The sequence below is a fragment of the Acinetobacter sp. NBRC 110496 genome, from assembly GCF_000876115.1.
GTDB lineage: Bacteria > Pseudomonadota > Gammaproteobacteria > Pseudomonadales > Moraxellaceae > Acinetobacter.
The window spans coordinates 26,915-48,523 of record NZ_BBTF01000026.1; the positions used below are offsets into that span (position 1 = coordinate 26,915).

The following is a 21,609-nucleotide window of genomic DNA, read 5'->3' on the forward strand; positions in this document are numbered from 1 at the left end:
ATTAAGCACTGTCATATAACTTTCATGATTCTTTCATCAAACTGAGATCAAAGTTTCATCTACGCGAGTTAATTTAAGTCATTTATTTATAGTGATAAAAGTTAAGGTAGCTATCTAAATGACAGCAAAAATTTCACGACGGGAACTCATTCAAAAAAGTCTATTCGGTTTCGGGGCATTATCTTTATCTGCGGGATTTACCGGTTGTAATGACAGTTCGGATAAAGAAACAGCAGTATTACAAGTGAACTTTGAACACGGAGTGGCTAGTGGGGATCCTTTGCAAGATCGAGTGATCTTATGGACACGTTTAACACCAAGTGACAGTAGTGCGCGTTTACAAGTGACTTGGGAAATTGCGCTAGACTCGCAATTCAAGCAAATTATTAAAACTGATAAAGTCACGACTACAGCAGCCCAAGATTTTACTGTGAAAGTAGATGCGACAGGTTTAAAACCAGATCAAAGTTATTTCTATCGCTTTAGCTTTGGCGATAAGTTTTCACCGATTGGACAAACCAAGACCTTACCAACCAGTACCTCAAAGGTAAGTTTTGCGGTATGTTCATGTTCCAACTATCCAGCAGGCTATTTCTATGTGTATCGTGAAATGGCCAAGCAAAATGTTGATGTGGTTATTCATCTGGGGGACTATATTTATGAATATGGTGCAGATGGCTATGCAGCAGAAGATGCAGCGAAATTGGGGCGGACACTTGCAGCAGACAACAATAAGGAAATTATCAAACTAGAGGATTATCGCAAACGTTATGCGCTGTATCGTAAAGACAAAGATTTACAGGCACTACATCATCGTCACCCATTTATTGTGATTTGGGATGATCATGAACTTGCGAACGATGCATGGCGCGATGGGGCTGAAAACCATCAGCCAAACGAAGGGCCATTCCTTGATCGTAAGCTCGCGGCTTTACAGGCTTATTTTGAATGGATGCCAATCCGTCCTGTGGATGAACAACACACCAAGATTTATCGCCAATTCGATTTCGGTAATCTGGTTCAATTGACCATGCTGGATACCCGTATTATTGCACGTGATGAACAGTTGGACTATGCCAATTATATGACGGCGAATGGTTTGGATATTGCAAAATTCCAAGCAGATTTGACCAACCCAGCACGTACTTTAATGGGCTATACCCAACGCGACTGGTTAATTGGTAAGTTACAGCAGTCCAATGCAGCATGGAATGTACTCGGTCAGCAGATTCTGATGACCAAGATGTTGGTTCCAGCGGAATTACTACTGGCTTTGGCTGAAATTACTGCAGGTAATCCGAGTGCGGACACCTTAAATAAAATGAATGCGCAAATTACTGAATTGGTGACTTTAAAGATTCGCCTGCAAAAAGGTGATCCAACTTTAACAGCACAAGAAAAAGCGCGTGTGTTAACTGTTGCACCTTATAATCTGGATGCGTGGGATGGCTATTTTGCTGAGCGTGAGATTGTGTATGGTGCTTTGGCACAATTAAAGAAAAAGGTGGTGGTGCTGGCGGGGGATACTCATAATGCTTGGTCGTCAAACTTATACAGCAAAGATGGGGCATTTGTTGGGGTGGAGTTGGCAACCAGTTCAGTGTCTTCACCAGGTCTGGAAAAGTATTTAAATATTCCACTTGCACAATTACAGCAGTTTGAATTTGCATTCACGACCTTGATTGATGAGTTGAATTACTGCAACTTAAATCAGAGAGGCTATTTGATTGTTCAATTTGATACTGCACAAGTGCAATCACAATGGATTTATGTCGATTCGATCAAAAAACCTGAATATGTGATTGATACAACCCGTGGTTATCAGTTGGTTTTAGATAAAAACTTACTGCCAGTAAAAACAGGGCAGCAAGTGGCTTAAAGTTAAAAAAGCGAGGGAAGGCCAAGTCAATGTACTTGGCTTTTTTATTCTGAGCTAAATTTTAGGCATAAAAAAACCAGCCTGCGCTGGATTTTTATTTGCACCATATTTCAGTAGCTGAAAGATGGTGCCCGAGGCCAGACTCGAACTGGCACGCTTTGTGGGCGGGGGATTTTAAATCCCCTGTGTCTACCGATTTCACCACTCGGGCTTTACCAATGGAGGCGGAGGTCGGAATCGAACCGGCGTACACGGAGTTGCAGTCCGCTGCATGACCACTCTGCCACCCCGCCATCTCTTGGTGATGCACATATTAGCAATCTTTAAAAAAAAAACAATAGTGTTTTTCGCGAATATGCACATAAAAACAACATCTAAAAGAATATTGCTCAAATTATCATGTATTATTTACGCAATTGATTCATACCCACTTTGGAGATGCGCTGTGGCATTGGTTTTAGACGGTCGTGCATTAGCAAAACAAATTGAAACGGATTTGTTGGTACGTGTAGAAGCTTTAAAAGCAAAATCGGGGCGTACCCCAATCTTGGCAACGATCTTGGTGGGTGATGACGGTGCATCTGCAACATATGTACGTATGAAAGGCAATGCATGTCGTCGTGTTGGCATGGACTCGCTGAAAGTTGAGTTGCCAAAAGAAACCACAACTGAGCAGTTATTGGCTGAAATTGAAAAATTAAATGCCAATCCAGATGTGCATGGCATTTTGCTGCAACATCCAGTACCTGAACAAATTGATGAAAGAGCATGTTTTGATGCGATTGCACTGGAAAAAGATGTAGATGGTGTGACTTGCTTAGGTTTTGGTCGTATGGCGATGGGCGAAGCTGCTTATGGCTCTGCAACGCCAGCAGGTATTATGACCATCTTGCAAGAAAACAAGATTGAAATTGCAGGTAAGCATGCTGTTGTTGTGGGGCGTTCAGCAATTCTGGGTAAACCGATGGCGATGATGTTGTTGCAAGCCAATGCAACCGTCACGATTTGCCATTCACGGACTAAAAACCTTGCTGATTTCGTAAAACAAGCTGATATCGTTGTTGGCGCAGTGGGTAAGGCTGAATTGATTCAAAAAGACTGGATCAAGCAAGGTGCGGTTGTGGTTGATGCAGGTTTCCATCCACGTGATGGCGGTGGCGTTGGTGATATCCAATTAGTTGGTATCGAAGCGGTTGCTTCTGCTTATACGCCTGTTCCAGGCGGTGTAGGTCCAATGACGATCACCACCTTGATTCGTCAAACTGTAGAAGCTGCTGAAAAAGCATTAGCGTAAAATGATTAATAACCCCTCGCGAAGAGGGGTTTTTTAGAACTAAACAAATATGAGCTGTACTTTTCAATTTGCAAAAGCACCTGAGCAATTGCTTAAAGCATTGCATGAGGTGATTCCAAACACCGATTTGCTGGCGCAACAGTTACCTGAAACGCCGATTTCACTCTGGTTGATTCCACCTGTCTTCCCAACCGATCGCTTGGATGATGAAGTCATTCGAAGAATCTGGAATGAAACGCCATACTGGATCTTTTGCTGGGCCTCAGGTTTGGCAATGGCACAATGGCTGTTGGCAGAACCGCATCATGTTAAAGATAAAGTGGTGCTGGATTTTGGGGCGGGTTCTGGTGTGGTGGCAATTGCCGCAAAAATGGCGGGTGCCAAGCGGGTGATTTGCTGTGATATTGATCCAGTCAGTCTTGCATCATGCCGTGAAAATGCCTTGTTAAACGATGTTGAACTTGAATATCTGGACGATTTGTATCAGTCCGAGCCAGTCGATGTGTTATTGGCGGCAGATGTACTATATGACCAGTCCAATCGTTTCTTTCTTGATGAGTTTTTAAAGTTTGCACCTGAGGTATGGGTGGCGGATAGCCGTGTCAAAAACTTTAGTCATCCACAATATCTCAAAATTGATGAGCGTAGTGCAACGACTTGGCCTGATTTGGATGAAGCCAAAGAGTTCCGAAATGTCAGTTTTTATCGGACTAAATAAACCACGTCCAACCAATGAGCAAGATGAAAATCGCTGGGTGAAGCAATAAAAATCTTAACAAAACAGTCTGAAACACCATGTTAAAACATTGAGTGAAAGAGCGACACGATAAGTTTCAACTTTATTGAGTGAATCAACGGCGAAAAGCAAAAGGAGCATGATATGGCGATTCAGCAGTCTGATGATGGTAAGCACGGCACATTTCAGTTATTTGAAGGTGAAGTGTTGGCAGGTGAAATGGCCTATACTTGGGCTGGAGGTGAGATGTTGATTATTGATCACACCGATGTGAATGAGGATTTTCGCGGTCAGGGAGTGGGACGTAAGCTTCTTGATGAATTGATCGCTTTTGTGCGTGAGCGTGAGGTGAAAGTAATTCCCTTATGTCCTTTTGCAAAATCTGTATTTGATAAGGATCCATCGATTCGTGATGTGTTAAAAGTATAAAAATAAGTATGGATGTATTCAGTTTTGAACACATCCACTTGGATTGAACAAAACCATCAAGAACAAGTATAACGAACTACTTTAAGTGTGCTTGGACGTGCCTCAAGTGCTTGGCGGGTTGCGTAACCTTCACTATTATTTAAATCGGGTGAGTTCGACAGGCCAAAAGTTGTGCGACTGTTGCCCAGTTTTACACCATATTGTTCCTGTTGAGCAGGATTCATGATTTCGTTAACACTCAGTACTGAAATTTTGTAGTTTTTTTCTACACCAAGAACTTGTTTGCACGCATGTTGTAATTTTTTCTCATCCACATCGCGATTGCTACGGGCCGCAAGCGTATAAGAAATTGTTGCGGAAGACGTTGTTTTATTTTCGATTTGGTATCCTGTCATACCATTATATTGATGTGGGCTACTTTGACAGGCTGCAAGAACAAGAGCACCGCTCACAATTAACAATAAATTCGTTTTTTTCATATCAATGATCCCGTTATTTCTGCTTTTAGTATCGCATAAAATAAGTTTTTTATTGTGAGGAATCTTTAAAATACAGGCTATTCATCGTTTTTTAGCTTCAAATTTAAACAAAGAATTTTCGTTTTCGAACAATTTTGCATATAATCTGCCAAGTTTTTTATTTAATACAGAAGTCATTGCTTTTTTGCAGTATTGGAGCCCGTTTTTTAACGGGCATTTAATTTATTGCAAGATGGGGTTTGTTGAAATGTGACTTAGCCCTCAATTAAGCAAGTCTGGATAGGTATGTCATGATCTCTACAGATAGTCAAAAGAAATACGTGGTTGCATTTGACCAAGGTACAACGAGTTCACGTGCGATCGTGTTGGATCACGATGCGAATGTCATCAGTATTGCTCAGCGTGAGTTTACGCAAATTTACCCGCAGCCAGGTTGGGTTGAGCACGATCCAATGGAAATCTGGGCGACTCAAAGCGCCGTATGGGTTGAAGCTTTAGCGCAAGCAGGTATTTCTAGCGAGCAAATTGCAGCGATTGGGATCACCAATCAACGTGAAACCACGGTGATTTGGGATAAGCAGACCGGCAAGCCTATTTATAATGCAATTGTATGGCAAAGTCGTCAAAGCAATGAAATTTGTAATCAACTGCGCCAAGACGGTTGGCAGGATTATGTCCACAAAGTAACAGGTCTGGTACTTGATCCGTATTTCTCGGCAACTAAAATTAAGTGGATTCTGGATCGCGTTGAAGGCAGCCGTGAACGTGCAGAACGTGGTGAGTTGCTATTTGGTACGATTGATACCTGGTTACTTTGGAAATTGACCAACGGTCAAGTGCATGTCACAGACTATACCAATGCTTCACGTACGATGTTATTCAATATCGAGACTTTGCAATGGGATGACAAACTTCTTGAAGCGTTAAACATTCCAAAAGCAATGTTGCCTGAAGTCCGTAGTTCTTCCGAAATTTATGGTTATACCCATACCATTAGCGGACAAGAGATTGGAATTCCGATTGCAGGTATTGCAGGTGATCAACAAGCTGCGTTATTTGGACAAATGTGTGTGGAAGTGGGGCAAGCAAAAAATACCTATGGTACAGGTTGCTTCTTGCTGATGAACACAGGCAAACGTATTGTTCAGTCTGATCATGGTTTATTGACCACAATCGCGTGTGGTCCACGCGGTGAAGTGAACTATGCATTGGAAGGTGCGGTATTCAATGGTGGTTCTTGTGTACAGTGGTTGCGTGATGAACTCAAGGCGATTAATGATTCGCATGATTCTGAATACTATGCAACCAAGGTCAAAGACAGCAATGGTGTCTATGTGGTCCCTGCATTTACTGGTTTAGGTGCGCCATACTGGGATCCTACCGCACGTGGTGCAATCTTGGGGATTACCCGAGGTGTGAGCATCGAACACATTATTCGTGCAACGCTCGAGTCGATTGCTTATCAAACCCGTGATGTTCTGGATGCCATGCAGCAGGATTCGGGTGAAAAGTTACGTACCTTACGTGTTGATGGTGGTGTTACTGCCAATAATTTCTTGATGCAATTCCAAGCTGACATTATGGGAACTTCAGTAGAACGTCCTGCAATGAAAGAAACCACGGGGATGGGTGCGGCATTCTTGGCTGGTTTGGCAGTCGGTTTCTGGTCGGATTTGAATGAATTAAAGAGTAGAATGACGATCGAAAACACCTTTGTGCCAGAGTGCAGTCAAGATGTGACTGAGAAACTTTATAAAGGTTGGTTAAAAGCAGTCGGACGCACTCGTGATTGGGCGGAAGATTAAGCTAAAATAGCTCCAATTTAAGCGGACTTAAAACAACACAGGATGGATGAGCATGAGCTTGATACTACGCCAACAGAAAACCCTCGAGTTGGTGAGAGAACGTGGCTATATCAGTATTGAAGAACTTGCTCAACATTTTGATGTTACCCCACAGACGATTCGCCGTGATATCAATCAATTGGCAGATGAAGGTTTGCTCCGTCGCTATCATGGTGGGGCGGCGCATGATTCGAGTGTAGAAAACACTGAATACACAATGCGTGTTGGGCACATGCTGGAACAAAAAAGAATGATTGCAGCCGCAGTGGCTGCAGCTGTTCCTGATTATGCCTCTTTATTTATTAATATTGGAACCACAACAGAAGCCATTGCACATGCTTTGTTGAATCACACGGGTTTAAGGATTATTACCAATAATCTTAATGTCGCCAAAATCCTTAGTACCAAAGAAGATTTTGAAGTCTTGATTGCCAGTGGGCGTGTTCGTCCAGATGGCGGAGTCATTGGTCAGGCGACTGCGGACTTCTTTAAACAGTTTAAAGCAGATTATGCACTGGTCGGAATTAGTGGAATTGAGGAAGATGGTACGTTACTCGATTTCGATTTTCAGGAAGTGTGTGTGTCTCAGGAAATTGTATCTAGCGCACGTCAGGTGTTTCTTGCGGCAGATAGCAGTAAATTTGGCCGTAATGCCATGATTCGTTTGGGGTCGCTAAAGCAGGTGGATTGTATTTTTACCGATCAACAACCAAGCGAAGAATTTATGAAAACAATCCGTGAGCTAGATGTTGCTCTGGTTGTTGCCGAATAGATCTTCACTTTCGAAAAATTGTTACTTTTCTTGAGCCGAGTGTCTCTGGTTCAGGTTTATTTAAATAAGAAGAATGTTGTAAGCCCGAGCGGTCTTTGCATTGCTCAATCGTGATCTTTTTGTATACATCTATTTTCAGTTTTGATTATTTATCTAAAAATGCCTATAAATTGGCATTTTTTTGACTGTTTTTTGTTGTTTATTTTCATTTTGCATGTTTTAATGTTCGTTATTGAACAATAATGAAAATTTGCGGTGACTTATGCAAACTTCTCCTCAGTCAAATGACAAAATTTACGACCTAGCTGTGATTGGTGGTGGTATCAACGGTGTTGGTATTGCCGCAGATGCTTCGGGTCGAGGCTTATCTGTATTCCTATGTGAAAAAGATGATCTAGCCAGCCATACCTCTTCTGCAAGCAGTAAGTTGATTCATGGTGGTTTACGTTATCTTGAACATAAAGAGTTCCGTCTTGTACGCGAAGCCTTGGCCGAGCGTGAAGTGTTATTGGCAAAAGCACCGCATATTATTCGACCAATGCGTTTTATCATGCCGCATCGTCCACACTTGCGTCCAGCTTGGCTAATTCGTACAGGATTGTTCTTCTACGATCATTTGGGTAAACGTGAAAAGTTATTGGGTTCAAATAATGTCTATTTTAAAGAAGACAGCCCATTAAACTCAGCGATTACGCGTGGCTTTGAATACTCAGATTGTGCTGTTGATGACTCTCGTTTAGTGGTGCTCAATGCAATGCATGCCCGTGAAAAGGGTGCTGACATTGTGACGCGTACCCGCTGTTTATCGGCACAACGTGAAGGGCAGTACTGGGTTGTTGACTTGGAAAATGCACAAGGCCAGTTCCAGATTAAAGCCAAGGCTTTGGTGAATGCAGCGGGTCCTTGGGTTGCACAGTTTATTAAGCAAGATTTACAGCTTAAATCACCCTATGGCATTCGCTTGATTCAAGGTAGCCATATTATTGTGCCGAAGCTGTATGAAGGTGATAAAGCCTTTATTATGCAGAATGATGACCGTCGTATTGTGTTCGCAATTCCGTATTTAGACCAATACACCATGATTGGTACGACGGATCGTGAATACCAAGGTGATCCAGCACAAGTGAAAATTACACAAGAAGAAATTGATTACTTAATTGAAGTGAGTAATGCACACTTTAAGAATCAATTGACGCAAGCGGATATTATTTCGACTTTTGCAGGCGTGCGTCCACTGTGTGATGATGAGTCAGATAATCCATCGGCGATTACGCGTGACTATACTTTGGCATTGTCTAAAGAGGGTGATGAGCAAGCGCCGTTACTTTCGGTTTTTGGTGGTAAGTTAACCACGTATCGTAAGCTGGCAGAATCTGCAATGCAGCAATTAAAGCCATTCTTCCCTGAAATGAAGGGGAGCTGGACTGCAACAGAAGCATTGCCTGGCGGTGAAAATATGGAGTCGGCTGAGCAGCTGGCAAAAGAAATTCGCGCACAAGTCACAGATGCTTCAGAAGCTTTAGCGAAACGTTGGGCATCTGCTTATGGCTCACGTATCTGGAGTATTTTGGGCGAAGCAACCTCGGTTGAACAGCTGGGGCAGTATTTTGGCCAAGGCTTATATGCAAAAGAAGTCGACTATTTGTGTGGTTCTGAATGGGTAACGAACAGTCAGGATATCTTGTGGAGACGTTCTAAACTCGGTTTGAACTTTGCGCAAAATGAAATTGAAAACCTGGATGCTTATTTGGCAAATAAACCAAACACCACGGTTGCTGCTTAAAAGTTATTGATAAAAAAGCCCCTTGTCCATGCATGGACAAGGGGCTTTTTTATTTTTTGTTTGGGCTGAACCTTTACGGTTTAGTATTTGAACTTGAGTGCAACGCTGTAGTTCGCTGGCTCACCATAAAAGGATTGACCATCGGTAAAGCTATTTAGATATTTTTTATTGGTCACATTATCGGCATTGGCTTGAATGCTGAAACGCGGGTTAACTTCATAGCTTGCCATTAAATTGATCAGTGCATAATCGCTTTGTTGAAGATAAGTGGCATAGGTAGGGTCTAAACGACTGATTTTACTTTGCCATTTTAAACCGGCACCAACTTTCAGTTTTGGTAACTGTGTTGGAGAGTAGGTGGTGAGGAGGTTAAAGCTTTGTGTCGGGTTGTAGGTTCTGGCTGCCCCGCCATTTTTTAAATCTTGTAAGCTAAATTGAGTGTAACCCAGAGAAACATTGACTTGATCGGTCAACTGACCAGCCAAACCAACTTCTACACCCTGTGAGCGTAGGTCGCTGATTGCGACTTTACGATTAAGTGGATTGCCATCCGTAGCGCGTAGCGGATAGTTATTTTCTTCCGTTCGGAAAATGGCCAGTGTTCCCGTTAACTTGTCATCTAGCCATGAGCTTTTGAATCCAAGTTCGTAACTTTGTCCTTTGATTGGATCTGCGACTTTCCCCGTCGCTTCATTAACTGAGGTCTGTGGTCTAAAAATAGAGGTATAACTCATATAGCCTGTATATTCAGGTGTGAAGTTATAGCTAAGGCCTGCATAAGGTGAAACTTTACTTTCATTATAATTCATTGGTGCATTATAGCTTGAGCCTTCACTTTTGGCCTGAACATAGTTTGCGCCTAAGGTTAATTTGAGGTCGTCATTCAGATGAAGGCGTGTGGCAGCATAAACCGATTGGTTGCGTTGCGTATAGTCAGCTGTTTGAGAAAAATTAGACCAACTTACACTACTGGGTGTCCAACTCGCCCAATCGGTTGTATAGGGGCTATTGTCAACATAGCTGATATTGCTATCCAGAAGTGTTCCTTTTTTCTCATGGTCGTTTTGATGACTTTTGGAGAAGGTATAGCCAACAATGGCTTCATGTTCACGATTGAATAGGTCGAATTTACCTTGCAAATTAAAATCGGCAGTATGTAGTTTATTGTTTTCCAGAAAGCCACTTGGAGTGAGTGAAATGCCTGAACCGTCTGCTTTAGGGTAGCCATAATAGTAGAGTAGCTGGCTTTGGCGATCTTTTTCGTTATAGTTATAGCTTAGATTGGCAGACCATGTTTCTAAGAATTTTTGCTTTAACTCAATGAAGGCCTTGCGTGATGTGTTGTCCCAGTAAGCCCAATCTGGATTCGGGTTATAAGAACGGTCATAACTAATTTGTTTGCCTGAAGCATCCATGAGAGGGAGCGCACCCCAATTGTTGGCATTCGGCTTGTTTTTTTCTTGACTGGCACCGATAGTCAATAACGTCTGGTCGGTAATATCCGCTTCTAGAACCCCTGCAATCCCATTTTTCTCAGATGAGTAACGGTTTAAATAGGAATGGCCGGTTTGCTCAAATCCAGACAGACGACCACGAAGATTATTATTTGAAGAGAGGCTGCCAGAAACATCAGCTTCGTAGCGTTGAGTATCCCATGAACCATAGCTTAAACCTGCATTGGCTTGGAATTCTTTGGTTGGGCGTTTGCGAATATAGTTGATGGTCGCACTTGGATCGCCAAATGCATTGGTCAGTGCATCTGCACCTTTGATGACTTCTATGCGGTCATAGAAGTAACTATCTGGATTGGTGTCATTATAGTTCCAGCCACTCGCGGGAAATCCGACTCCATCGACCAGAATATTTGAAATTTCGAACCCCCGTGCCATATACACTGAGCGGTCAGTTTCGGAGGAGTTGACGATAATGCCTGGTGTGTTATTTAAAATATCTCTAGAGCTGGTTAATCCAAAATCTTCAATTTGTTGACGTGTCACCACATTAATGGTTTGAGGGATTTCTTTGGCTTCAATATTGAGTTTAGTAGCGCTAGCGCTGTTTTTAATCGTGTATGCCTGAGTTTTTTCACTATTATCATCATCTTGAATCGCTTGCACTTTGATGCTTGGGAGTTGTTGTGCCCCTTCATCTAGCGCATGGCTGTATGAACTAATGGAGATAAATCCTGAGATGGCTAAAAAGAGAGGTGTACGCTTAAAAAAAGGGGAGAGGCTCATGTCTACAACCATGTAAATGAGAAATATTATTATTATAATTATTGTTAATATTTATTAATTTTGCAATTTATTTCATTGTTAGGTTAATGGGAATAGTTGTATTGATAGGCGAATTTAATAGAATTTTTCGAAGAGGCGACAATAAAAAAGGCCGCCGAAGCGACCTGTGATCAGTTATGTCCAGTCAAAGGTAAATAAGACGCGTCGAGTTTCGGGTTGATAAAACATCAAGATATTGTCGGCACCGTGATTGCAATATTCCCAACCCGATGCGGAAGCAATAAAATAATAACGTCGTTCATGTTGATCAAAGATCTGTACAAAACAATTGTCATCTTGTTCAATATTTTTCAATTTAAGTTGTTCTTCGATGGGATAGCACCAGTTGCCATAACTTGCATCACCACCCAATTGATTGAGTAAGATGGCGGGTTTCTTATTCTGATACTTGACATCAGAGGTGCTAATTACTCTTTTTTGTTCTAAGAAACGTTGTTTGACCTGTTGAAAATCCGCATGCATTTCTTGGCTATGATTAAAAACGTCAGTATATGAAGCGTGATTGTTATTTTCTAGAATAAAATAGTGCTGATCAGCTAGCCAATGATATTGAGATTGTTCATCTAGTTGTAAAATAAACCAATTTTCATGCGCAAATTCATTGTGGAACTCCGTTGTTTCTGAGCCGATGTAGCATTCATAAGGTTCAATGGGATTGACTAAATGAATCCAGCCTTGCCATTCAGGATTGATCTGGGCAAGGTTAATCGAAATGAGGGGGAGTAAATGTTTTGTGAGAAAGGAGTCTCTGGCTGCAAAGACAGTGTCTGAGTCTGGGAGTAATTTTAAAAAATCTTGTGCAGTTGTAATGTCTTGTTGCATAACTTTTCCTGTTTAAATCGATGAGATACAGATCTCTTTATATTTTTAAACTGACTTTTGCTTGCACATTAAAGTCTTAATTTGTTCATCTTCGATGGGTGAAAATCACGTTTAAGGCTGTTAGTATATTATAGTTTGTCAGCTTAAAATGACAAAAAAGGCCGCCGAAGCGACCTTTTTATGTCAATGATGATTAAGCAGATTTAACCGCTGCTAATAATTCATTTTGACGATCTTTAAGCGCTTGAGGTAAGCGAGCACCAAGTTTAGTAAATAGCTCAGTGTGGCTTTCAAGCTCTTTGATCCATTGATCTTTGTCTTGAGCGGTAACAGTGTTGAATTGCTCTTTAGAGAAATCAAGACCAGTCCAGTTCAATTGTTCGTAAGTTGGAACATAGCCAATCGGTGTTTCAGTCGCTTCTGCACGACCTTCACAACGATCAATGATCCACTCAAGAACACGCATGTTTTGACCAAAACCAGGCCATACGAAGTTACCTTCGGCATCACGACGGAACCAGTTTACGTTGAAGATTTTTGGTAGTTTGTTACCCGCAGCTTCAGCTTTCGCGCCGACTTTTTTGCCCATGTCTAACCAGTGACCGAAGTAATCAGCCATGTTATAACCCGCAAATGGAAGCATTGCGAATGGGTCACGACGTACGATACCTTGTTGACCAACAGCTGCGGCAGTGGTTTCAGAACCCATGGTTGCTGCTTTGTAAACGCCATCAACCCAGTCAAATGCTTCAGAAACTAAAGGTACTGTGTCTGCACGACGACCGCCAAAGATGAATGCAGAGATTGGTACACCTGCTGGATTTTCCCAGTCAGCGTCAATCGAAGGGCATTGACCTGCAGAAACAGTAAAGCGTGAGTTTGGATGCGCTGCTTTTTCGCCTTCAACGTAAGGTTGACCTTTCCAAGTAATCAGGTCTGCTGGAACTTCTTTAGTTAGACCTTCCCACCATACTTCGCCGTCTTTGGTCACTGCAACGTTGGTATAAATCACATCTTTATGCATCGTTGCGATACAGTTCGGGTTAGTCTTGGTATTTGTACCAGGCGCAACACCGAAGAAACCAGCTTCTGGGTTGATGGCATATAAGCGACCATCTTCACCTGGTTTGATCCAAGCAATATCGTCACCTACAGTCTCGATCTTCCAACCTTCATAGCCCGCTGGTGGAATCATCATTGCAAAGTTGGTTTTACCACAAGCAGAAGGGAATGCTGCTGCGATGTAGTGTTTTTCACCTTGTGGGTTGGTCACGCCTAAAATAAGCATGTGTTCAGCTAACCAGCCTTGCTCACGACCCATTGCAGACGCAATACGTAATGCCAAGCATTTTTTGCCTAGTAGTGCATTACCGCCGTAGCCAGAACCGTAAGACCAGATTTCACGTGTTTCTGGATAGTGAACGATATATTTTTCATTATTACATGGCCAAGCAACATCTTTCTCGCCATCTTTAAGCGGTGCAGCAACAGTGTGTACACATGGGATAAACTCGCCATCTGTGCCTAACACGTCATAAACTGCTTTGCCCATACGTGCCATTTTTGTCATGCTGACAGCAACGTAAGGAGAATCTGTTAACTCAATACCAATATGAGCAATGTGGCTTCCTAAAGGACCCATCGAGAAGGGAACCACATACATGGTACGGCCTTCCATTGCACCGTCAAATAATCCATTTAATTTTGCACGCATCTCAGCAGGAGCAACCCAGTTATTGGTTGCGCCAGCATCTTCTTGATTTTGAGAGCAGATATAAGTGCGATCTTCAACACGAGCAACGTCAGAAGGGTCAGAATTTGCAAGATAAGAACCAGGATGTTTTTCTTGGTTAAGTTTTTGCATGGTGCCGTTAGCGATCATCAAGTCCATCAGACGTTGATATTCTTCTTCGCTGCCGTCACACCATTCGATTTTTGCTGGTTTGGTTAATTTTGCAATTTCTTCCACCCATGCAATTAGCTTAGGGTGACGAACGAATTCTGGTGCGTTCACTTGGGTCATGGTGATGCCTTTTTAAAGTGTGTACAACGTACAAGTTCTATCTACTGGATGGCAGTAAGACAGAGGAAGTAAAAAAAGTGGCTGTATTAAAGCATAAAATCATAAAAAATATAAGACTAAAGAATAGGTGGGGGGATTAAGGTGTTTAGGGATAATTATTTTTATTTTATTGTTTTTAAACAACTTTATTATTTTATATTTTAGTATTTTGTTTATTTATATATATTATTTTTGTTATAAATCATGTTTTAAAACAATAGTTTAATTTATTTTTTGTTTTTTTGAGAATTGTTATTGATTATATGAATGAAGCTCATTCAAAATTTACATAAACAAGCTTTTATTTGTTGATTTTGTAAACAAAAATATGATTATTCTCGCCCTTAAGGTTGATGTTAATGACTCAGAATTTACAGCCTTTATCTATTATTTATAATCAAAAATCAGGTTTTCATGCAGCGCAACAGGATGAAGAATATGAGCGTCTCATGACCTTCTGGACGCAATATGGATTCGAAATCCAGGTATTTGAATTAAATCAGCAGGTCAACTTTGATGAGATGATGCAAGATGTTTTACTTCGGCATCGACAGGCTGATTTTCGTGGTGTAGTGGTTGCTGCAGGTGGGGATGGGACTCTGAATGCGGTTGCCAAGAAGCTAATTCATACCGATATCCCGATGGGAATTATACCGTTGGGAACGTTTAACTATGTGGCTCGGGCATTAAATATTCCAATTGATGTTGCTCAAGCGGCAGAAGTAATTGCAACAGGAAAAATACAAGATGTTCATGTGGCAGCGATCAATGACCAGATTTATTTGAATAATGCGAGTTTGGGGCTCTATCCTTTATTTATTAAGAAACGTGAACTTTATAATCAACGGTTAGGGCGTTTTCCCTTAAATGCCTATACATCGGGTTTAGATGTATTGCTGCGTGAATATAAGTCATTGAAATTAGCTGTCACTGTAGATGGTCAAAAATATCCAGTTGCGACCCCATTGATTTTCTTTGGTAATAATCAACTGCAGCTTAGTGATATGAAATTAAGAATTGCGAAATGTGCTGCAGATGGCAAGTTGGCAGGTGTTGTCGTTGCGAAAAGTGATCGTCTCAGTTTATTGAAAATGTTATGGAAACTCATTCAGGGCAAAATTGATCAAGCTGCTGATGTGTATTCATTTTGTGCCGAGCATATACAGGTTGACTGTAAAAAGCCAAAATTAACCGTAGCTGTGGATGGAGAGCTTATGGAAATGCAAACCCCGTTAAAATTTTCAGTTGAAAAATCTGCATTAAAAGTGATGGTTCCTAATGCTACTACATCTGTCTGATCTACATTTTGGAACGGAACGTGAAGTTTGTATTCAGGCGATCAAGCGGTTTTGTTTAGAGCATCAACCAGAAGCAGTGGTTGTCAGTGGTGACCTCACCCAGCGTGCACGTTTTAAGCAATTCTATGCATGTCGTCAATTTTTAGATGCATTGTCGATTCCTTATCTGGTGGTTCCTGGCAATCATGATATTCCACTCTTCCATATCTGGAACCGTTTTTTCTCGCCCTTTGTTCGTTATCAGGCGTTTTTTGGTCGCTTGGAAACCACATTGGAAACAGAGCATTTTTATATTGTAGGGATGAACAGCATTCGCCGTAGATACCATACGCGTGGACATATTTCGCTGGAGCAAATCCACGAAACTGACGAAAAGCTAAAGCATGCGCCGTTGAATAAACTTAAGTTGGTGACCTTCCATCAGCCTTTTTATACTTTTCCCAATCAGCATGGGGATAAGGACTGTCCTGTGCTCGCGAAAATTGCATTAGAGCGTTGGGGGGAACGAGGCTTATTGGGTTTATTGCATGGGCATCTACATAACGTGGCTGTGCATGATTTAAATCAGATTTTCCAGTTGGGATTTGATCATCCAATTTTAGATATTCATGCCGGTACAGCAACTTCGAATCGATTACGCTTTGGGTTAACCAATAGTTTTAATGTGATTTTGAATGATGGAACAGTGGAACATTATTGGTTAGATGAAACACAGCAAGCCTTTTTGAAATCAGAAAATGTTGTTTAATTCAGCAGCGCCATACTGTTGTGATTAAAAAAACATCTATAAATAGATTTTTTTTTCATTTCCCCCTTGAAGCCATTTTTTTCAACCCCACAAAAGTGGCATATCAAAATTTTATGTATTGCCAAGAACTGGCGGTACACATTAATCAAAAAGACTAAGTCTGATGGAGTTAACTATGAGCAACATTCGTCCATTACATGATCGTGTTGTGATTCGTCGCGTAGAAGAAGAAACTAAAACGGCTGGTGGTATCTTACTTCCAGGTTCTGCTGCTGAAAAACCATCTCAAGGTGAAGTAATCGCAGTAGGTAATGGTCAGATTACTGACAGTGGCGTTCGTGCTTTAGACGTTAAAGTTGGCGATAAAGTATTGTTCGGTACTTATGCCGGTACAACAGTAAAAGTAAGTGGTGAAGAGCTCTTGATCATGAAAGAGTCGGATATCTTAGCGGTACTTGAAGGTTAATCCAAACATAACTCAAAAATTATCAGATACAGTAATTTAAAAAGATTCGGAGTTTAACATGTCAGCTAAAGACGTAAAATTTGGTGATTCAGCGCGCTCAAAAATGATTGCAGGCGTAAACGTACTTGCAGATGCGGTGAAAGTCACTTTAGGCCCTAAAGGTCGTAATGTTGTGATTGATCGTTCTTTCGGTGCACCACACATTACTAAAGATGGTGTAACTGTTGCGAAAGAAATTTCTTTAAAAGACAAGTTTGAAAACATGGGTGCTCAACTTGTTCGTGAAGTTTCTTCTAAAACCAATGACATCGCAGGTGACGGTACAACAACGGCAACTGTACTTGCTCAAGCAATCTTAAATGAAGGGATCAAATCTGTAACTGCAGGTATGAATCCAATGGATTTAAAACGTGGTATCGACATTGCAGTGAAAACGGTTGTTGAGAATATCCGTGCGAATGCAAAACCTGCAGATGACTTTAAGGCAATTGAACAAGTCGGTTCGATCTCTGCAAACTCTGACACTACTGTTGGTAAGTTGATTGCGCAAGCAATGGAAAAAGTGGGTAAAGAAGGTGTAATCACTGTAGAAGAAGGTTCTGGCTTCGAAGACGCTTTAGACGTTGTAGAAGGTATGCAGTTCGACCGTGGTTATATTTCTCCATACTTCGCGAACAAGCAAGATACATTGACTGCTGAACTTGAAAATCCATTCATCCTTCTTGTTGACAAAAAAATCAGCAATATCCGTGAATTGATCACTGTATTAGAAGCTGTTGCTAAAACAGGTAAACCACTTCTTATTATCGCTGAAGATGTTGAAGGTGAAGCGCTTGCAACACTTGTTGTGAACAACATGCGCGGTATTATCAAAGTATGTGCGGTCAAAGCACCTGGTTTTGGTGACCGTCGTAAAGCAATGCTTCAAGACATCGCGATCTTGACTGGCGCGACTGTGATTTCTGAAGAAGTGGGTATGTCTTTAGAACAGGCTTCTCTTCAAGATTTAGGTACTGCACATAAGATCACTGTTTCTAAAGAGAACACTGTGATTGTCGATGGTGCTGGTAATGCAGCGCAAATCGCTGAACGTGTTCAACAGATCCGTGCACAAATTGAAGAATCAACGTCTGAATATGACAAAGAAAAACTTCAAGAACGTGTTGCTAAATTAGCTGGCGGCGTTGCAGTCATCAAAATTGGTGCAGCAACTGAAGTTGAAATGAAAGAGAAGAAAGACCGTGTAGATGATGCACTTCACGCAACGCGTGCTGCAGTTGAAGAAGGTGTTGTTGCAGGTGGTGGTGTTGCACTGGTACGCGCAGTGAATGTGTTAGATAACTTAAAAGGTGCTAACGAAGATCAAACTGCGGGTATTAACATTTTACGTCGTGCAATCGAAGCGCCTCTTCGTCAAATCGTTTCGAATGCAGGTGATGAGCCTTCAGTTGTGATCAATGCCGTTAAAGCGGGCGAAGGTAACTTCGGTTATAACGCTGCTACTGGCGAATATGGCGATATGTTGGAAATGGGTATTCTTGATCCAGCGAAAGTAACGCGTTCTGCACTTGAGCACGCAGCTTCTGTTGCTGGTTTGATGTTGACAACTGAATGTATGATTACTGATATCCCAGAAGATAAACCAGCTGCTCCAGATATGGGCGGTATGGGTGGTATGGGCGGCATGATGTAAACCGCGCATATGTGGTTTAAGTTATTGTAATTTAATAATATTTAATCAGTATTTGTTAAACTTACTCATAATGTTACTCACATTCAAGTTTGTTACAAAAAAGGTCACAAATTTTATTTGTGACCTTTTTAATTTTATAGATCTACTAGATCTCTTAAAAACTAAAGTCATCATATTAGATAAGAATTTAACTATTGGATGAATGAAAATATTGAAAAAATACGCCTGAGAAAAATCAGGCGTTTTTGACTTAGAACAACAGCTATTTCATTCTGACGTAAGAGTGGAGTTTTCCTCATGAATAATACAGGAAAGGACATAGCTATTAAGCCAGTAATTTTTACGTCCATCTTTGATTGGTCTTGTCACGCGACCAGTTTTAATTCGATCATATAGCTCCTTTTCTGAAATATTCATGCGCAAAGCGAATTCGGCAGTAGATACTCGACGTTCGGTATTAGTTAGGTCTATAGATACAGCCATTAAATATCTCCTTCAATAAAGTTTTAAGAGAAAACCTCTTAAAATAAAGGCTATCAAAATATAAAAAAAAAAGATGAGATATATGGAAAAAAACCAAAAAAAGATGAGATATATGCAGAAAATAAAAAAAGATGAGATATGTTTAAAAAATAAAAAAAAGACTTATTTTTTTTATTATATCAGTAAATAATCTTTTGTAAGTTGTCAGTAATAACAACGTTAGCTCATTAGCCCATTTAAAATAAATGAGCTAAACGTATACTACTTTATCTTTTAAGCTATATTTTTATTTAAAAGGCATCCTTGGGTCAGATAAAATAGAGTTTTTCTTATCGTTAAAGTTTCTACCAATTTCTGAGAACTTAAATTCATTTATTTCATATTCTGAAAATAATTCTCTGTTAAAATAATTTTTAGTCTGATAAAGCTCTACCATCTTAAGTGTAATATCCAGATAATTCATTTCAATATCTTTAGATTTTAAAAATGATATAAGCACACTGCCAAGAAAAAACTTCTCATGATTCTCTTTTTTCCTGTCTTTTATCTTCTGATTTCTTTGCTTATACGAATTATTCAAAGATTTTTTAATTTCATAGTGTGCTTTTTGTTTGATTTCATATGGAATTTTTCTATTGTAATTTTTTAGCATTTTTAATGTTATTTTTAATCTTTCTTCAGTCTGAGAAAAAGGATCTTCATATCCACTAAAATCAACGATATCATTTTCAATATCAGAGCGATTACTCTTTTCGATTGTGCAGATAGAATCCATTAATTCTGATAATCTGTCTAATTCTAAGATTTTGTGATATTTATTATTTAATCTTTTTGTGTCTTCTTCGGTAAATTGATTTTCTGTTTTCGATTGAATTAATTGAAGTACCAACTCATCTGAATGAGTACGTCTTGCTATCTGATTTAAGTGTTTTTCAACTCTTAAAATTATTTCTCTCACTGTTAATTTAACTCTAGCCATTTTTAAACCATCTGTTTTTAGGAAAATGTTGGTATATCACAAAGTCTAAAAAAAAATCGTCAAAAGTTGATGTTTTCAAAAAATACTACTCTTCTGTTAATTTGAGCTGTTAATTTATGGCTGTTAATAGTGGGACAGATAAAAAATATTTTTTGCGAATGCAAAAAAGATTTTTTATATCTCGTATCCGTGTCTTTTAAATTTCGCTTCGCTTTCATTTAAAAGACACTTCTCCTCGTGCTGCGCAGCCCTGTTAATTTTTAAGTATATGATTTTTAATGATTATAGGGTGTTACTCTTATGTGCTATCGGCGTTACTCATATTTTAAAGAGTGTTACTCTTATTTATTTAAGCTGTTACACGTATTTTATAAATATCTTATGTGACTGTTTTTATTGGTAAAAATTGATATTTTTTAATTTTTTAGTCTGTTACTCTTATTTTTAGGTTCTGTTACTCGTGCAATTTTATTAAATGTGTGTTTTTTGATCGAAATTTAAGTTTTTTTCATTTTTCTTCACCAAACGAATCATGATTTTTTAAAATTTTGTAGGATCCGATATTCCAATTTAATTAATATCGGAAGTAAAGATGTATTATTTTCATTTAAGTCACAACGTTAAAGGTGATAGTCAAATAAAATTGAGTGACGGTCATTCAAAGTATCGACTATCAAAAAGTGCCTATCACTATATTACTCGCACCTTATATTTTTCTAAGCATAAAAGTGAGATTGAAGAGCTTGAATATTGTGCTTCTTATCATATGCCAGCTTGGGTCGATAATCATCCCGATCAGTTTTGGTATGCAGCAGATCAATATACAAGTGAGACCCGACGAACCTCATCACATATTACAATCGCTTTGCCAAAAGAATTGGATGAAAATCGGCGCATTGAATTATCTGAAAGGTTAATGCATGAGTTTTGTGGTCAATATAAAATGCCATGTACAATCGCAATTCATAATCATGTTGCTGCGCTGGATGGACAGTCAGAACAACCACATTTACATTTATTATTTTCAGAAAAAAGTATGTTGGATAATATCCAACGTTTACCAGAACAGTTCTTCAAGCAATATCGTCAAAAAAATCCTGATAAAGGTGGTGCATTAAAAATCACGGCTGATGTGCTTGGGTTTGGTCGTAACATATTATTTCACTACCGAACAAAAACTGAAAAAATAATAAATGAATTTTTAGAAAAATATGCGCCAACTAAGATTGTAGAAATTCATGGTCTTAAATTAGAAGTGAGCAGTGCAGTGTCATGTTTATCAAATGAAGATTATAATAAAAAATATGGAACTAAATTAAAGGATGTTCCTCAAATTCCTAGGCACTTACTGTATAGCACCGATCCTGAAGATCAAGACACAGTGAAAAATTATAGAAAGGAGATTCGGGAAATTCGTCAAAATAACTTATGTGAACTCTATAAAAAAGAGTATGAGTTAGCGTTGGCTAAAAAACGTGAACAGGAAAATACGAATACACATTATCGTGATCAATCGAAAGATCTAGATTATGACTTTTAATATAC

The 21,609-nt window shown here is 39.9% G+C and carries 18 protein-coding genes and 2 tRNA genes; 12 read left to right on the forward strand and 8 right to left on the reverse strand.

Annotated elements, in window-relative coordinates; genetic code table 11:
• The first annotated feature begins 118 nt into the window (after nucleotides 1-118).
• Entirely contained in the window at nucleotides 119-1,879 is a 1,761-nt protein-coding gene (locus Aba26S_RS13150) for an alkaline phosphatase (protein WP_043972572.1), read from the forward strand.
• A 125-nt stretch (nucleotides 1,880-2,004) separates the two neighbouring features.
• Here the strand turns inward: Aba26S_RS13150 and Aba26S_RS13155 are convergent.
• Both Aba26S_RS13155 and Aba26S_RS13160 read right to left on the reverse strand, forming a co-directional pair.
• Nucleotides 2,005-2,090, reverse strand: a tRNA-Leu gene (locus tag Aba26S_RS13155).
• 8 nt (nucleotides 2,091-2,098) lie between these two features.
• A tRNA-Cys gene (locus tag Aba26S_RS13160) sits at nucleotides 2,099-2,172 on the reverse strand.
• A gap of 152 nt (nucleotides 2,173-2,324) precedes the next feature.
• Here Aba26S_RS13160 and folD point away from each other — a divergent pair.
• The 3 genes from folD (at nucleotide 2,325) to Aba26S_RS13175 (ending at nucleotide 4,338) form a co-directional block, all read left to right on the forward strand.
• Nucleotides 2,325-3,173 (forward strand): bifunctional methylenetetrahydrofolate dehydrogenase/methenyltetrahydrofolate cyclohydrolase FolD, encoded by an 849-nt coding sequence (folD, locus tag Aba26S_RS13165; protein WP_043972575.1) that lies wholly within the window; start codon nucleotides 2,325-2,327, stop codon nucleotides 3,171-3,173.
• Between the two features lie 49 nt (nucleotides 3,174-3,222).
• Nucleotides 3,223-3,891, forward strand: coding sequence for a methyltransferase (locus Aba26S_RS13170; protein WP_016651634.1), 669 nt, complete (start codon nucleotides 3,223-3,225; stop codon nucleotides 3,889-3,891).
• A 162-nt stretch (nucleotides 3,892-4,053) separates the two neighbouring features.
• Entirely contained in the window at nucleotides 4,054-4,338 is a 285-nt protein-coding gene (locus tag Aba26S_RS13175) for a GNAT family N-acetyltransferase (protein WP_043972578.1), read from the forward strand.
• Between the two features lie 56 nt (nucleotides 4,339-4,394).
• Here the strand turns inward: Aba26S_RS13175 and Aba26S_RS13180 are convergent, their stop codons facing one another.
• Nucleotides 4,395-4,817: a hypothetical protein gene (locus Aba26S_RS13180; protein ID WP_043972580.1), complete on the reverse strand. Its 423-nt coding sequence runs from the start codon at nucleotides 4,815-4,817 to the stop codon at nucleotides 4,395-4,397.
• 290 nt (nucleotides 4,818-5,107) lie between these two features.
• Here Aba26S_RS13180 and glpK point away from each other — a divergent pair, with 290 nt between their 5' ends.
• The 3 genes from glpK to glpD all read left to right on the forward strand — a co-directional run bounded on the left by glpK (nucleotide 5,108) and on the right by glpD (nucleotide 9,216).
• On the forward strand, nucleotides 5,108-6,622 hold the full coding sequence (gene glpK / locus Aba26S_RS13185; protein WP_005243524.1) for a glycerol kinase GlpK: 1,515 nt from the start codon (nucleotides 5,108-5,110) through the stop codon (nucleotides 6,620-6,622).
• Between the two features lie 52 nt (nucleotides 6,623-6,674).
• Nucleotides 6,675-7,433, forward strand: coding sequence for a DeoR family transcriptional regulator (locus Aba26S_RS13190; protein WP_005243523.1), 759 nt, complete (start codon nucleotides 6,675-6,677; stop codon nucleotides 7,431-7,433).
• A gap of 262 nt (nucleotides 7,434-7,695) precedes the next feature.
• Nucleotides 7,696-9,216, forward strand: a complete 1,521-nt coding sequence (gene glpD, locus Aba26S_RS13195) for a glycerol-3-phosphate dehydrogenase (protein WP_043972582.1) — start codon at nucleotides 7,696-7,698, stop codon at nucleotides 9,214-9,216.
• Between the two features lie 80 nt (nucleotides 9,217-9,296).
• On the opposite strand, the gene Aba26S_RS13200 is transcribed toward glpD, so the two are convergent.
• From Aba26S_RS13200 to Aba26S_RS13210, 3 genes are all read right to left on the reverse strand, one after another.
• Nucleotides 9,297-11,465: a TonB-dependent siderophore receptor gene (locus Aba26S_RS13200; RefSeq protein WP_043972584.1), complete on the reverse strand. Its 2,169-nt coding sequence runs from the start codon at nucleotides 11,463-11,465 to the stop codon at nucleotides 9,297-9,299.
• Between the two features lie 162 nt (nucleotides 11,466-11,627).
• A complete protein-coding gene (locus tag Aba26S_RS13205; RefSeq protein ID WP_005243519.1) occupies nucleotides 11,628-12,335 on the reverse strand; it encodes a hypothetical protein in 708 nt (235 codons plus the stop codon).
• A gap of 193 nt (nucleotides 12,336-12,528) precedes the next feature.
• The gene (locus Aba26S_RS13210) at nucleotides 12,529-14,358 is read right to left on the reverse strand and encodes a phosphoenolpyruvate carboxykinase (GTP) (protein WP_043972586.1); all 1,830 of its coding nucleotides are present in this window, start codon (nucleotides 14,356-14,358) and stop codon (nucleotides 12,529-12,531) included.
• 398 nt (nucleotides 14,359-14,756) lie between these two features.
• Between Aba26S_RS13210 and Aba26S_RS13215 the strand changes: the two genes are divergently transcribed.
• The 4 genes from Aba26S_RS13215 to groL all read left to right on the forward strand — a co-directional run bounded on the left by Aba26S_RS13215 (nucleotide 14,757) and on the right by groL (nucleotide 18,602).
• Nucleotides 14,757-15,695: a diacylglycerol kinase family protein gene (locus Aba26S_RS13215; protein WP_043972589.1), complete on the forward strand. Its 939-nt coding sequence runs from the start codon at nucleotides 14,757-14,759 to the stop codon at nucleotides 15,693-15,695.
• Nucleotides 15,676-16,443, forward strand: coding sequence for a metallophosphoesterase (locus Aba26S_RS13220; RefSeq protein WP_005243513.1), 768 nt, complete (start codon nucleotides 15,676-15,678; stop codon nucleotides 16,441-16,443). Before Aba26S_RS13215 ends, Aba26S_RS13220 begins: the two co-directional genes overlap by 20 nt.
• A gap of 175 nt (nucleotides 16,444-16,618) precedes the next feature.
• On the forward strand, nucleotides 16,619-16,909 hold the full coding sequence (groES, locus tag Aba26S_RS13225) for a co-chaperone GroES (protein ID WP_005243512.1): 291 nt from the start codon (nucleotides 16,619-16,621) through the stop codon (nucleotides 16,907-16,909).
• A 58-nt stretch (nucleotides 16,910-16,967) separates the two neighbouring features.
• Nucleotides 16,968-18,602, forward strand: coding sequence for a chaperonin GroEL (groL, locus tag Aba26S_RS13230; protein WP_005243511.1), 1,635 nt, complete (start codon nucleotides 16,968-16,970; stop codon nucleotides 18,600-18,602).
• A gap of 267 nt (nucleotides 18,603-18,869) precedes the next feature.
• On the opposite strand, the gene Aba26S_RS13235 is transcribed toward groL, so the two are convergent.
• Nucleotides 18,870-19,085: a hypothetical protein gene (locus Aba26S_RS13235; protein ID WP_004828347.1), complete on the reverse strand. Its 216-nt coding sequence runs from the start codon at nucleotides 19,083-19,085 to the stop codon at nucleotides 18,870-18,872.
• Nucleotides 19,086-19,371: 286 nt separating this feature from the next.
• A complete protein-coding gene (locus Aba26S_RS13240; RefSeq protein WP_004828350.1) occupies nucleotides 19,372-20,064 on the reverse strand; it encodes a hypothetical protein in 693 nt (230 codons plus the stop codon).
• Nucleotides 20,065-20,656: 592 nt separating this feature from the next.
• Here Aba26S_RS13240 and Aba26S_RS13245 point away from each other — a divergent pair.
• A complete protein-coding gene (locus tag Aba26S_RS13245; RefSeq protein ID WP_004828353.1) occupies nucleotides 20,657-21,604 on the forward strand; it encodes a MobA/MobL family protein in 948 nt (315 codons plus the stop codon).
• Nucleotides 21,605-21,609 lie beyond the last annotated feature (5 nt).